The organism is Saccharopolyspora sp. NPDC000995, from assembly GCF_053599315.1.
Genome location: NZ_JBSFLZ010000164.1, coordinates 1 through 13,554 on the forward strand (window position 1 = coordinate 1; position 13,554 = coordinate 13,554).

Consider the following 13,554-nt stretch of genomic DNA (forward strand, 5'->3'; position numbering starts at 1 on the left):
CTAGTACATCATCGACCAGCTCGAACGGGATGTGCTGGGTCAGCTCGCCAAGATGGCCAGGAGCAAACGCGCCCTGGGCCACCGAAATGGTCCGGGTGAGTGTGGTGGTGGCACACTGCATGGCTACGGGGCCTCTCGAAGAATGAAGATCTTGGTTCGACTTCATGATCTCCGAACGCCCCGCCCAGCTATCAGGGTGGCGGCCACGTCACGAAAAACCAGTTGACACGCCAACATCCAGGCTAACTACGCGGCCTTGCTGGAACAACGCCCGACTTGACACCCACGATCGCAGTCGCGGGCACGGGCGGGCCGAGACCCGCAGCCTGAAAGTCCTGATCCTGGACGACGATCTGCGCTCGGAGTCGCTGAAGGCCCGGCAGGCCGTCCGGGGCCGGCGCTGGCGCCGACCGGACGGCAAACCCGCCAGCATCGAAACGGTGCATTACCTGACCAACCTGCCACCGGCCACCGCCGGACCTGATGGCCTGGCCAGACTCATCCGCGGGCACTGGGGCAGCGAGGGAAGTACGCCCCGCCTTCCGACCCGCAGGAGTTTTGGAGATCACTTCTGAATCTACAAGCCCGTGCTTACCGTGGTATATGCGATTCACGGAGATCGTCGCAGATACCGTGCGATGACGACCGGTGGCGAACGGGCCAGAATGGGCCGTAGTCAACAAGGGTTCAATTTTCAAGCAAGCTGGCAGTAGGACTGAGAAGGGGACTGTTCGCGTGCATTCCCCGATTGATCGTCCTTTGAAGGCGTGGACCCCGTTGGTCGGTTCGTCGGCACGTCTGAGATAGATTGGGGGCGCGGGAATCGTGTCGGTCACTGACCGGAATGATCAACATGAGCGGATGGGTTGTCGATGTCGAACTCTCTCCGGCGGGTGACGCAGTGAGTCGGGGTGGCCGCGCTGTCCGCAGCATCGAATCGGGAATGCTGATCTTCGCTGGCACGGTGATGAGGGCTGCGCTGACGACGCTTGATGTGGGTCACCCCGAGTAGCTGTCGTTGCTACTACCAAGTTGAATTCGGACAATGCGCACGAGTCGTAAATACACAACAAACGCAATATTGGCGGAGAATCCGAAGTCGGAGATATCTCCGATCGATCCCCCGTCGCAGCGGCACCAAACGGCACTTTTGCCGCAATTCGCCGCATCTCCAGGCCTGTAGTCTCGTTACGGATTCCCGGGACCAGCCCGGCTGCGCACACAACGACAACCGGCGAGAAAGGGTCCCGCCATGTCAGACCTGTCCTACCTCGAAGCCGCCGTGATCGGCTTGCTGCAGGGAGTCAGCGAGCTGTTCCCTGTTTCCAGCCTCGGACATAGCATTCTCCTGCCGGCACTCATCGGGGGCGGCTGGGCTCGCGACCTTGATATGAGCGCACCCCATTCGTCGTACTTGTCGGTTCTGGTAGCAATGCACGTCTCCACGGCGCTGGCATTGGTGATCTTCTTCTGGCGCGACTGGGTAAGCATCATCGGCGGATTGATCACGTCGGTGCGGGACCGGCGCATCCAGACGCCGTACCAGCGCCTGGGCTGGCTTCTGGTCGTCGGCACGATCCCGGTCGGCATCGCGGGTCTGGCACTGGAGAAAGTGGTTCGCGAATACTTGGGCAAGCCCGTACCCGCATCGATCTTCCTCGCGCTCAACGGCCTGGTTCTCTACGCGGTGGAGAAGTACAAGCAGCGGCGAGGCCAGCACGAGGACACCCCGCATACCGAAACCCTCGACACGACTCCGCTGCACGCCCGCGAAACGATCGTGATGTCGGTCGTGTCGACCGAGCAGACCGTCCCGATCCCGGTAGTGCCCGGGCTAGACACCCCTGCCGGGAGCGACCGGTACGAATCCGACGCCGATGCCCCGGACTTCCGGTCCGACGTGCGGCTGTCCCGGCAGAGTTGGCTGCAGGCACTCCTCATCGGTGCCGCGCAGAGCCTGGCGCTGCTGCCCGGCATCAGCCGATCCGGCATCACCATGGTCGGCGGCTTGGTCCGCGGCCTGCGCCACGACGACGCGGCACGCTTCGCTTTCCTGCTGTCCACCCCCGCGATCGGCGGCGCGGGCCTGTTGAAAATCCCCGAACTCTTCGCCCCAGAAGCGCAGAACGTGCTCGGACCCGCGCTTCTCGGTAGCGTCCTGGCCGGAATCGGTGCCTACATCTCGGTACGCTTCCTCACCTCGTACTTCGAAACGCGCACCCTGCGTCCCTTCGCCTTGTACTGCATCATCGCCGGGTTTGCCTGCTTCGGCTGGTTCGCCGTGTAGGTGCGCGCGGACGGGTTTGGCATCGGGTCGCCCATCCACGCGCTGCAGCGGGGCTGTTGCGGGTCGGTCTGGTTCAGGGGCTGGTCGACCTGGGGAACCAGGCGTACCAGTCGCGACTGGTGGGCGCGAGGTAGTGCGTCGGGGGCAGTTTCTGCGCCGGGTAGAGGCGGTGGCCGACCAGACCATTGGGGGCGCGGTCGAAGTAGGCGCCGCTGATCCAGTCCGGGTTGATGTCCATCTCCATGCCCCGAACGACGCCGGCCCCTTGAAGGATGTGGCCCAGAGTGCACACCGACAGCGCGGGCCCAGCGACGTAGACCTCGGCACCGCTGGCCGTGATGCCAAAGGCGGAACGGTCGATGTAGGACTTGTTCCCGACGGTGACGCCCCACTCGGCGCTGCCGCCGGTGTCGCAGGTGGGGTTCAGCTGCCTGTTATCGACTAGCATGACGAGGTTCTGACGCACGCTGGCGACGTCCGGGGTGAGGTGCACTTCCTGGTTCCACGAGCCGACCTCGGCGGTGCCGTTGCGCAGCATCACCAGGCTCGCGGCACCGTTGACGAGCGGGAAGACGGTCCGCCCGTCGCTGTAGTAGCCGCCGTGGCTATCGCCGCGAGGCAAGCGGAACCCTGCATTGAACGCAGCCAGCACGCTTTCCTGGTCGGTGTGCGTGAGCACGTCGGGTTCAGGCCAATTCCCGCCCGGATCCTGGAATCCGGGACGCAGCTGGCCGCTGACCAGTTTTGGATCGATCCACATCGCGGCAGCTAGGTAGGAGGTGTGCTGCGTGTCCGGGCGCACCAGAGCCACGCGGATAGCGGGTTTCCCGCGCACGGTTGCTACGGTCTGCCACTGGCCCTCGCCAGGCAGCGGTGTGCCACCGGCAAGATTCGGCATGGGAGCTGGACCCCCGGTCGAGGTGGCGTCGATGCCGACCTTGGGAATCCCGCCCTGCGGCGCGCCACCGACCGTGGGTTTGTTGACGTCATACTGCATTTGCTCCAGGTATGTGATGACCGAGCCCAGACCGTGATCGCGTCCCCATTCGGCCAGCCGCGCCGCCGCGCTCGCATTGCCGGGCGCGGCGAACGCATGACCGATCGACCCGGCGATCACAACTGCGAATGCTCCGAGCACGGCCAGCGTTGCGCGCAGCGCTCGCCAGAACGGAGATCGGCGATTCTGGGAGCCAGACACCGACGAATGTCTCCTGCGATGCTTCACATACAGCCTTTCCAGGATTTTCCAGCGGTTGCCCGCCCGAAGGCGGACCACCAGCCCCAAGATCGCCTCTTCGGTGGCGCGCACCTGAACCGTGAGGATTCTGCACGATCGGGAAAAGTGCAAGAGCCGAACATCCCGCGCAGGCCGCACATGCCCTGATAGCCAGCGATAATGGAATTGGTCACATCCAGACAGAAAGAGTTGCTGTCCCATTTTCAACCTTGGCCCGAAACGGGCATTTTATGCTGGCCGGGGTGACGAAACGCCATGATAGCCGGGCCAGTCGTTCGCGACCGGCGGCACGTTTCGCCCACTCGGTTCCCGGATCCATCCTGCCCGCCGGAAAGACCAAGCATGAACCGCGAATAGTCCACTCTGGCCGCAGGATAGCTACCGTTTTTACCTTGTCCGTACCATTGAGGGCCCTGGAACCTCCATGACACTTAACGAAATGGTTCGCGGGACCAGGACTTCCCCGGCCCATGGCGACCCCTTCGGCGGAACCAAATAGAGTCCATCTGAGCTGCCGAAGATCTGTGCCGTGTTCTTCTTGCTCGACCCCTCCCAAGCTTCCGGGGAAAGAACAAAGTAAACTGTTCTTTTTTCAAGTGGGGCTGTGCTGGCGGCGCTCTCAGAGTACCGATAGCCTGGCGAGGCCCTCAGCGACCACGAATGCGAACGCAGAGGGCCGAGGTGCGTTCGAGCGGATCGGCGAGGACAACAACGGTGGAGTGTCGGCAGACGAAATCACTGGACACCGTTTGCGGCCACCGCTACGGGCGACTCGTCGTCGAGCCGATCGCCATCTGAGATGGCACACGAGACGACCGGCCTGGGACAAGGGTGCCGGCTCCCCTGCCGGTCGTTGCAAGGAGGGCACGTGCAACTGCTTCTGCGGATCGGCTTAGCGCTGCTCGCGTTGGGCGAAGGCATCCCCACGTTGTGGGCCGCACTCTCCCCGTTGTCGTTTCAGCTCGGCTTCCCCACTCCGGAGCTCGCGTGGCTGACCGGGTTCCCGCCTTTCAACGACCACATGACGCGCGACTTCGGGCTGATCGGGCTCCAGTTCGTGCTGGTCGTGGCATACGCCGCGGTGTCGATGCGGTGCACGCTGGTTCGCGTGGTCTTGGTTGCCTCACTCGTCTTCAACGTTCCGCACCTGATCTACCACCAGCACCACGGTGCGACCGGTAACGCGGTCCAACTCCAGGTGATCTCCCAGATCGCACCTATCGCACTCGCCGTCGTACTACTGATCATCAACGAACTGGCGAACCGGCCGGCACCACGAGAAGCCACCGCGGAACAGACGTGACCGCTGAGCTCGCGTCAGCAGGGCAACATCCCGCCGCCGTACTGCGCCGCCCCGCCGTGCTGCGCCTGCGCGCCAGCCTGCGTATCGAGGCCACCTCAGTCAGGGAGCACGCGCAAACCGTCCTGATTCTGGACTGCCCGCTCAGCGCCGACTACTGGCAGCGCGACTGGACGACGAACCCGCCGACCGGATGCTCGTCCGCATGCTCGGCGACTCATGCCAGCGTCCATGTAAAGTGACGGTCGGCTTCGTCGGGGTGGGCCAGGTAAGCATCGGAAGTGCCGTCAGGAGGGATGTCCACGGTCGTGCCGCGCGCACGATGGAAACTCCTCTCTCGGCACGCGATACCTGCGTCTCTCGGCTGTGATTCTGCAGAGGTAGCGGGGCTCTTAAGCTGTCATTGGCCGACTATCAACATGCAGCCGACAAACCGCGTGAACGGCCGGAGCCGAACAGATTTTCCGAGGTGAAGGGCACCTTGACCAAGTAAGTTGGCCAAGGTGCCCTGCCCCTTGGCGTTCAGTGTGCGACCTCAGGGCTGTTCCGCGAGCTCCTCGGCAGCGTCGTAGCTGAGGTGCACGTCGTGCGTGGCGGCCTCGCCGAGCAGGTTGACCCGGCTCGACACCGGCGGATATCCGCTCGCCACCACCGTGTAGTCACCCACCGCAAGGTCACTGATCAGGTAGCGGCCCTCGATGTCGGTTCTGGCCACCGCCGCTGTTTTGCCATCGGCGTCGATCACGGTGATCAGCGCGTCCGGCACGATACCGCCGGCGTTGCGCGCCGTGCCGCTGAGCGGCACCGCCTCGACCAATTCGATGTCGCGGTGCAGCAGTCCGCTATCCGGCACGGTCAGGGTGACAGCGATCGGGCGGTAGCGATCCCCGCTGGCCACCAGCGTGTAATTGCCCGCTCCGACGCCGCGGAACGAGTACGCGCCGTCTTCCTTGGTGAGGAATGCGCCGTTCACTTCGCCGCGCTCATCGGTCAGCGTCGCGGTGATGCCTTCCAGCGGAGTGCCACGACCGGATGACCGGACGACGCCTGCCAGTTCGCCGGAGCCGGTCAGCGTGATGTCCAGCGTCGTCGAAGCCTCCGTGACTACCACGCTGGACGCTTCGGGCTGGCAACCGGTCGCGGAAACGATCAGCACGTGGCTCCCCGCACCTGGGACGGCGACCGTGTAGCTGCCGTCGGCGGAGCCGACAGCCCTGGCCACCTGCCTTCCATCCTGGTCGATCAGGGTCAGAACCGCGTCTTGCACGGAGGTCCCGTCCTGGCGACGCACATGTCCGCTGATCGACCGAGTCGCCTCCAGGTCGCCCGACATCGCGGCAGCGAACCTGGGTCGGTACTCGCCGTGCCCGTTCGACAGGGCGTACTTGTCCGCGCCCACCAATCCCTTGTCCGGTGTGGACTCCGGCTCGGTCCAAACCGGCTTGGTCGGCTCCTCATCGAGCAGCGCTTCGCCGCCCTCGACCGCCGACGCAGCAGGCACCGGGCCACCGGCGAGCGGGATCTCCTTCATGAACAACAGGACGAGGCAAGCCAAAAGCGCGACCCCGGCCGCGACGTAGAACACCGTGATGATCGACTCGGTGAAGCCGATCAGCACCGGAATCCGCAGCTGGTCCGGCAGCTGTGCGATCACACCCGTGTTGGACTGCAGGGTGCCCAGTTCTCCTCTCGCGGCGGCCGGCAGGTTACCACCGAAGGCCTTCTCGATGTTTCGCGGGAGCACGTTGAACAAGACGGTCAGGAACACCGCGACACCGATCGTCCCGCCCATCTGCCGGAAGAACGTCGCCGCTGCGGTGGAAACACCCATGTCCCTGCGCGGCCCCGCATTCTGCACCGCGATGATCAGCGTCTGCATGCAGTTTCCGAGGCCGAACCCGATGATTCCCGCGGCCACCAACGGCAACCACAGCGGGCTGTCGTACTCGACCTGGGCGAACACCACCGCGCCGACCGCGACCAGGAACGTACCGATCACCGGCAAGAACTTGTACCGGCCGGTGCGCGAGGTGACCTGCCCCGAAATGACCGACGCGGACATGATGCCCGCCATCAGCGGAAGCGTCAGCAGCCCCGACTCGGTGGGCGTGTAGCCCTGCACCACCTGCAGGTACTGCGGAATCATCGTGATCGCGCCGAACATCGCGACGCCGACGATGACCCCGCCCAGGATCGCCACGGTGAACGTGGAGTTCTTGAACAGGCGCAGCGGGATCAGCGCCGCGTCCTTCATCACGTACTCGATGAACAGGAAAAGCACCAAGCCGACCGAGGCGATCGCGTAGCAGATGATGGCGTCGGTCGAGCTCCATCCCCACTTGTTGCCCTGCTCGGCGATCAGCAGCAGCGGCACCACGGTGGCCGCCAGGGCAAGACCGCCCCACCAGTCGATGCGGTGGTTGTGGCGCTGGTGCGGCACGTTGAGGACCTTGGCGACGACCAACAGCGCGATGACGCCGATCGGCACGTTCACCAGGAACACCCACCGCCAGCCGTCGAGGCCGGCCAGCTCGTCGATTCCAGCGAACAGCCCGCCCAGCACCGGGCCGAGCACCGTCGAAACGCCGAACACGGCCAGAAAGAAGCCCTGGTACTTCGCGCGCTGACGCGGCGGCACGATGTCGCCGAGGATGGTCATCGCCAACGACATCAAGCCGCCGGCACCGAGCCCCTGCACGGCGCGGAACGCGGCGAGTTCGTACATCGACTGAGCGATGGTCGACGCCGCGGATCCGATCACGAACACCGAGATCGCGATCAGGTAGAGCGGCTTCCTGCCGTAGATGTCGGAAAGCTTGCCGTAGATCGGCGTCGCAATCGTGGAGGTGATCAGGTAGGCGGTGGTGATCCACGCCTGCAGGTCGAAACCGTTGAGGTCGTTGGCGATGCGGACGATCGACGTGCCGACGATTGTCTGGTCCAGCGCCGCCAGGAACATCCCCGACATCAAGCCGATTAGGATGGTGACGATCTGGCGGTGGGTTAGGTTCGGCCCTTCTTCGGCCGTTTCTGATCCCCCTGGACTCTTTGTTGCCGTTGTCATTCGTGGCCCCCCTTGGCGTGTGGCGCACACGTCGGCTCGGAGAGGCTCGGAGTGCGTGTTTCGATATCGGTGTTGAGTCGAGCGAAAAGGCTGGTCAGTGCCTGGCGGTCGGCCTGCGACCAGTCGGCCAGCACCTCTGCCAACCACCTAGCGCGCTGGTCGTGAGCTTCCCGGAAGATCCGTTGACCCTCGGCTGTCGGCGCCAGCAGGCTGGCGCGGCCGTCATCGGGGTCGGCCTGGCGCTCCACCAGGCCGTGCTGGACGAGCGCGTTGCTCTGCCGACTGATCGTGGAGATCTCGGAGTGCAGCGCTTCGGCGAGCCGGCCGGTGCGCTGCGGCCCGTCCTGGATGAGGCGGAACAGGATCGCGTACGCGGACTGCTCGATCCCGTCCGGTCCCTTCTTCGTGAATTGGGATTTGGCGCGATGGACCAGCCGGACCAGGCGGGTGAGCTGGGCACCAAGCTCCTCTGCGGCGTCGAGCTCAGCGTTGGTGTGGTGATCCATTGGTCGGTCTTTCGGTTCGAATGTCGCTTTTGTAGCGGTTTGCTTGCCATCTACAACAAGTTGCTGACTACAATCATGCATTCGAACGCCCCTGCCGCACCACTCAATTAGAGGATGTGTGGCCGAGCGCACTTTAGTTGCCCAGTGCAACTTTGCACAGAGAGTGAGTGTCACCCACCGGGGCGGTGCTTCGGCGGTGGCACCACCCAAGAGCGGAGGACGCACCGCAGCGCTCCAGAGGACGTGGGCGGCGATGTAGGTAGATCCGAATGGCGTGCTCTCCCCCATCCGTCGAGCCCGGTGTCGGTCACCACCCGCACGAGAGACGCGTCGGAACTCCGGTACCCCCTCCGCCCGAGAACCGGTAGACACCGCCCGCACAAGGCAGATCCAGTTGGTAAAGCTCGATTTCTCGAATTGCACCGGTGCCGCCTCTCAGAAGGATGCCGTTGGGGTGCCGAAGAGGTTCCGTCGAAAGTGAAATGCCCAGGCCGGGGTTTTGTGGGCGCTTGATGTGGCCGTCTTCGGCGGTTAGCGGTGTACGTGCTGGCAATCGCGACGACCGGTTTCCAGTACGCGATCTGGCTGCGCCGCAGGGCCGACCGAGGTTCGATCCGAGGCAACGATGGATTCCGCGTCCGAACGCGAGGTGCCGCGCTCGCCGGCTTCGTGTTCGGCGGTGCCCTCGACGCCGCGCTGGACACCGCTGCCCGGACCCCAGCCGGCGGAATCCGCATCAACGGCTGGCAAACTCGCGGACTTGGCCGACGGCTCCGAACAGACCTTCTGGAACAACACCGGAATCGGCGGACACGGGCTACTTCGACGTGGTGCGGTTCTTCCAAGGCAGCCGAATCATCGGCGTGGGCGATCCCGGAATTTCGATCTGACCGGACCCACAATGTCGTCGACGCTGGCGGCGTGCAGAGGATGAGGAGGGTCAGGCCCAGCATCGCGAAGGAGTTTGCCGGATGGCTCACTCCCAGAACTGATTAGGAACACTGCGTTCTGCCAGGCGGGTGGTGAACGGTCCCCGGTAAGCGGCGTCGGCCACCATGTGGATGGTGCGTTCAGGGAACGCGCGGGGAGCAACCCGACCGGTGCCCAGGCCGCGTCGGACTTGGAGACGGCCGACTTGGTGAGGTGCAAACGGAACAGGGGTCAACGGCGAGCGTCCGAAAAATTTTCAGCGCCCTCTTGAACCGGTGCGGATCGGGGCACGTGTGTCCGCCGTATGTGGCTGCAGATCGGCTGGAGCCTGGGATTTGAGGGAGAACTCATGCTGTCCAAGCGAGCCAGCTACGTTGCCGTGCTCGTCGTCGCCGGAGCGGTGTCGTTGACCTCGTGCGGGTTACCGACCTTCGCGGCGGGTCCTGCGCCTGCCGCGCCGAGTGCGCAGGTCCCCGAGACAGGAACCGCCAGCCTGTCTTTACTGGCGGGGACCGCCAAGGCGCACAATGCGACGGCGAAGACCGGGGACTGGGCGACCGGGTCCGACGGCACGGCCAACACCGCAGACCAGAATGTTGCGCGAAAGTGGGTGCAGTTGAAGGCTTCCCAGGCAGGTGCTCTGGACCCGGTAGTGGTCAACGGTGCCGGGCTCACGTTGTACCGGTTCGACAAGGACACGGCCAAGCCCTCGATGTCGAACTGCAACGGGGATTGCGCGAAGACCTGGCCGCCGTTGACCGTGGCTCCGGGCGGCAGGATCTTCTTGGCCGGTGTTCCGAAGTCCAAGGTGGGCACCGTCAAACGGGACGACGGCAGCCTCCAGGTGACCATCGGTGGCTGGCCGGTCTACCGCTTCGCCAAGGACACCAAGCCGGGTGACGCCAAGGGCCAAGGTGTGGGCGGAACGTGGTTCGGAATCACTCCGAGCGGTCAGAAAGCCGGGGCCGAAACCGGTGACGGCAACGGCGATGCGCAGGACGGCAGCACGCAGCCGACCGAATCCGCCGACAGCGCGGTTCTCTTCGACGACCCGAATTTCAGCGACGACGGTGCTTCGCAGGGCGTGGCCGGACCGGGCTGCAAGAACGTCGCGCGGCCCGACGTGACGTCGTCGATTTCGGCGTCCGGGTCCTTGAAGCTGTGGTCCGGGCAGAACTGCACCGGCAAGTCGTTGGTCATCAACGGTGATGTCGCCGATCTCGGCGAGGTCGGATTCGACAATGCCGTGGAGTCGGTGTTCTTCGGCTGACCTACCGCTGGTCGTGAGTGCGTTGCCGGGCGGAGCCCGGACGACGCACTCACGACCATTTTCATTTCGGAGGTTTCTTCCTCAGCCGATGCGCCCGTTGTTCACGACGGCCACGACGTGTGCCATCTGCTCTTCGGTCATCACGTTTATGAAATCGCTGTGATCCGTGATCGGGCTGCGCTGCTGATCCGGGAAGGTGTCGATGGCGTACTCCGCGTCGCTGGGCACGTCGTAGTCGACTTCGATCCGCAACTGCGGGACGGCGAACGAGTTGGTCGGGCATACCCCGTTTCCCGCCGGGAACACCAAGTGATCGCGATGGCTCGGGCTGTCGTTTCTCCTGCCATCCCAACAATTCGGAAAGTCGAAGACCCGGACCACTCGATGCCCGTCCGGGCACCTCGGATAGCGGTTCGTCTGCCGGTCGAGCATTCCGGAACAGGTCCAGTGCACTCGGGCGGCGTTGTCCGAGCCGTTAGTGAGCGCCTTCGCGTCGCCGGTGACGGCCCGCAGGAACCGGGGCATCGGGATCACCTTGCTGGCCGGATTGCCGCGGAAACTTATCAGTACTGAGGCCGGTTGAAGAATCGTGCCGCGGTTGTGCGGCATGTCGGCGGAACTCGGCTCGTCGCCGTTGAGCAGGCGAAGCACCGGCCAGTAGTAGGTGGACCTGTCGCCGTTCACACAAGTGGTTTCGGCTGCAGCGAGGCTCTGGTCGGTGGCGAACGCATCCGTTGCCAGGTTGCCCACGTACTCGTGCACGTGATGCGCTCCGCCGGACACAGCGGGCGATGCGACGACGTTGTCCGCGTTGCGGTGGCCGTTTTCGTTGCGACCGCAGTCAACCGTCACCACGCCGGTCGAGGCGTCCGCGCCGAACCGGTTTTGCGGACGCATCGGGGGAACATCTGCGATGTCGACGAAATCGCCGGTCACCGGCCCCGGATCGCCATGAACACCGTGCCCGTCGACGTACCCGACGCCCAACGCCGCGACGAGCCCGACCGGCAGCAGAACCGCGGCCAGCCGCCACGCCCGGCGCCCAGACTGTCTTTGGCTTGTGGACACCGAGCCATCATCGCACTCCCGGGCCGCGGCCTGAGCAAGCCCCGCCCCGGATGTTCCGGGACGGGGCCGACGTCGGAATACGTCGCCTGGTCAGACGGGCGTGGAGACGAATCTGGTGCCCTCGAAGTTCTCCACCTCGACGGCCGCCACATCGTCCGGCGCCACCAGCGCCGAACCATCCAGCGCGCTGCCTTCGTTCGCGCCCTTCTCGGACACCAGCCAGCTACCAGCGATCTCCCGGCTACCGTCCTTGCCCACGACGACCAAGCGGCACCGTTCACCCGCCGGTATCCCGTTGACCGCGGCGTTCAACCGCACCCAGCCAGCTGCAGGCGTGACCGTCACCGTCAGCCTCGCCCCACTGGCCAGGTCGACGGCCGTGGCGGCCTTCGTACCGGCGGGCGGCGTGGACGTGATCGGCGGCTGCGCGACGACCAGCGGCGGTGCGCTGTCACCCACTCGGCCGATCAGCACGCCGCCGCCGAGGGCGACGGCCGCGGCGAGGACCGCCGCCGCGCCGACCACTGCGTGCCTGATGCCGTTCGCCCTGAATTTCTCCGAACGAACCTGCCGCAAGGTGCGCTGCAACAGCAGGTCTGCGTCGGCCGGAGGTCCGTCCAGGAACAACTCCGGCGGGACCTCGCCCAGCACGGCACGCATCTGCTCCAAGTCCTCCAGTTCCGAACGGCAGTGTCCGCAGGACGCCAGGTGCTCGTCGATCGCGCTGTGTTCCGGTTCGTCGAGTGCGCCCAACACGTAGGCGCCTAGGTCGACCTTGTGATCCTGGCTGCTCATCCGGCCACCTCTTTCCAAGCGACCAACGCTGCGCCGCCCAACGCTTCACGAAGTGCACGCAAGGCGTAGTACGATCGTGATTTCACGGTTCCCGGCGGTATTGCTAGCTCAGCAGCTGCCTCAGCCACGCTTAGTCCCCGGAAGTAGATCTGCACCAGCACGTCGCGGTGGTCTTCCGAAAGTCTATCCAGCGCCTCGGTGACGACCATCGAGTCGACCACGGAGTCGGCATGGTCGCGCACCGCCGGTGGCGCTGTTGGCGAGGTCGCGACCTCCGGTGGACGAGCGGCCTTCGCGCGACTGCGGTCGATGACGATGTTGCGCGCCACTGTCAGCAACCACCCGCGAACGGAACCCTTCCCGTTCACCAGTGCGCCAGGATTTCGCCATGCTCTTACCAGCGTCTCCTGCACGACGTCCTCGGCCGCCGCTCGATCACCGGTCAGTCGCGTCGAGTAAGCGAGCAGGGCGCGACCGTGCTCCTCGAACAGCGACCGGATCAGCGCATCATCGCCAGCGGTTTGCGTCCGACGAGACAATAAGCTCGCCATCTACCACTCCTTCCGCCCTGCTGCACCGGTGGATGGGGCTCCGGCCAGGGTATTGGTATCCACACGTAATCCAGGCCGCGACGGTTCAACGGCCGCGACATCCTGGTACCGGACTTCGTCGTGGTCGTCGTGCCGAACCTTCGCGCGCTGGAGAGGCACGGGCTGGCGACAACCCGACCTAAGCCGACGTTGCACGTGTCGTAAACCACATCCGTGCAGGTCATGCTGCGCGGTGGTACTCGTGGAGGATGCCACCAGCCGGTCGTGTCGACGTATCCCGACCAGCTCGGTCTGCTCTGGACCCGTGACCGGCATAGCAAAGGACATAGTGGGCGGCCGGTGAGAGTTGCAGAATTGTTCGGACTCGCAAGGCACATGCCGTATTCATAGGCCGCACCGTCTTCGGTGATTAATTCCGATCGGCCAGACGCACCAAATAATTAAAAATAATTGTAACTGTTCAGGTCTTGGTGGGTCGTTCGTCGTGGCGGCGGGCGGTCTGAGATGATCTTGGGGTGTCAGGTGCCGAGGGTGTGTCGCTGGAGC

Annotated in this window: 10 protein-coding genes; 4 read left to right on the forward strand and 6 right to left on the reverse strand. The window is 64.7% G+C overall.

Annotated elements, in window-relative coordinates; translation table 11 throughout:
* The first annotated feature begins 1,252 nt into the window (after positions 1–1,252).
* Complete coding sequence (locus ACWDKQ_RS32335) at positions 1,253–2,287, forward strand: undecaprenyl-diphosphate phosphatase (RefSeq protein ID WP_450142563.1); 1,035 nt, start codon at positions 1,253–1,255, stop codon at positions 2,285–2,287.
* A gap of 73 nt (positions 2,288–2,360) precedes the next feature.
* Here the strand turns inward: ACWDKQ_RS32335 and ACWDKQ_RS32340 are convergent, their stop codons facing one another.
* The gene (locus ACWDKQ_RS32340; RefSeq protein ID WP_450142564.1) at positions 2,361–3,731 is read right to left on the reverse strand and encodes a hypothetical protein; all 1,371 of its coding nucleotides are present in this window, start codon (positions 3,729–3,731) and stop codon (positions 2,361–2,363) included.
* A gap of 661 nt (positions 3,732–4,392) precedes the next feature.
* On the opposite strand from ACWDKQ_RS32340, the gene ACWDKQ_RS32345 reads away from it, so the two are divergent.
* Together ACWDKQ_RS32345 and ACWDKQ_RS32350 are read left to right on the forward strand one after the other, a co-directional pair.
* Positions 4,393–4,827: a hypothetical protein gene (locus ACWDKQ_RS32345; protein ID WP_450142565.1), complete on the forward strand. Its 435-nt coding sequence runs from the start codon at positions 4,393–4,395 to the stop codon at positions 4,825–4,827.
* Positions 4,824–5,066, forward strand: a complete 243-nt coding sequence (locus ACWDKQ_RS32350; protein ID WP_450142566.1) for a hypothetical protein — start codon at positions 4,824–4,826, stop codon at positions 5,064–5,066. The genes ACWDKQ_RS32345 and ACWDKQ_RS32350 overlap by 4 nt, the downstream gene beginning before the upstream one ends.
* Before the next feature lie 293 nt (positions 5,067–5,359).
* Here the strand turns inward: ACWDKQ_RS32350 and ACWDKQ_RS32355 are convergent, their stop codons facing one another.
* Positions 5,360–7,888, reverse strand: coding sequence for an MFS transporter (locus ACWDKQ_RS32355; RefSeq protein ID WP_450142567.1), 2,529 nt, complete (start codon positions 7,886–7,888; stop codon positions 5,360–5,362).
* Positions 7,885–8,394 carry a MarR family winged helix-turn-helix transcriptional regulator gene (locus ACWDKQ_RS32360; protein WP_450142568.1) on the reverse strand — a complete coding sequence of 170 codons (510 nt, stop codon included), beginning with the start codon at positions 8,392–8,394 and terminating at the stop codon, positions 7,885–7,887. The genes ACWDKQ_RS32355 and ACWDKQ_RS32360 overlap by 4 nt, the downstream gene beginning before the upstream one ends.
* A gap of 1,279 nt (positions 8,395–9,673) precedes the next feature.
* Between ACWDKQ_RS32360 and ACWDKQ_RS32365 the strand changes: the two genes are divergently transcribed.
* On the forward strand, positions 9,674–10,594 hold the full coding sequence (locus ACWDKQ_RS32365; protein WP_450142569.1) for a hypothetical protein: 921 nt from the start codon (positions 9,674–9,676) through the stop codon (positions 10,592–10,594).
* A gap of 81 nt (positions 10,595–10,675) precedes the next feature.
* Here ACWDKQ_RS32365 and ACWDKQ_RS32370 read toward each other — a convergent pair whose 3' ends face one another.
* From ACWDKQ_RS32370 to ACWDKQ_RS32380, 3 genes are all read right to left on the reverse strand, one after another.
* Complete coding sequence (locus tag ACWDKQ_RS32370; RefSeq protein WP_450142570.1) at positions 10,676–11,662, reverse strand: DUF1996 domain-containing protein; 987 nt, start codon at positions 11,660–11,662, stop codon at positions 10,676–10,678.
* A 90-nt stretch (positions 11,663–11,752) separates the two neighbouring features.
* Entirely contained in the window at positions 11,753–12,457 is a 705-nt protein-coding gene (locus tag ACWDKQ_RS32375) for an anti-sigma factor family protein (RefSeq protein ID WP_450142571.1), read from the reverse strand.
* Positions 12,454–13,008, reverse strand: a complete 555-nt coding sequence (locus ACWDKQ_RS32380; RefSeq protein ID WP_450142572.1) for a sigma-70 family RNA polymerase sigma factor — start codon at positions 13,006–13,008, stop codon at positions 12,454–12,456. The genes ACWDKQ_RS32375 and ACWDKQ_RS32380 overlap by 4 nt, the downstream gene beginning before the upstream one ends.
* Positions 13,009–13,554: the final 546 nt, after the last annotated feature.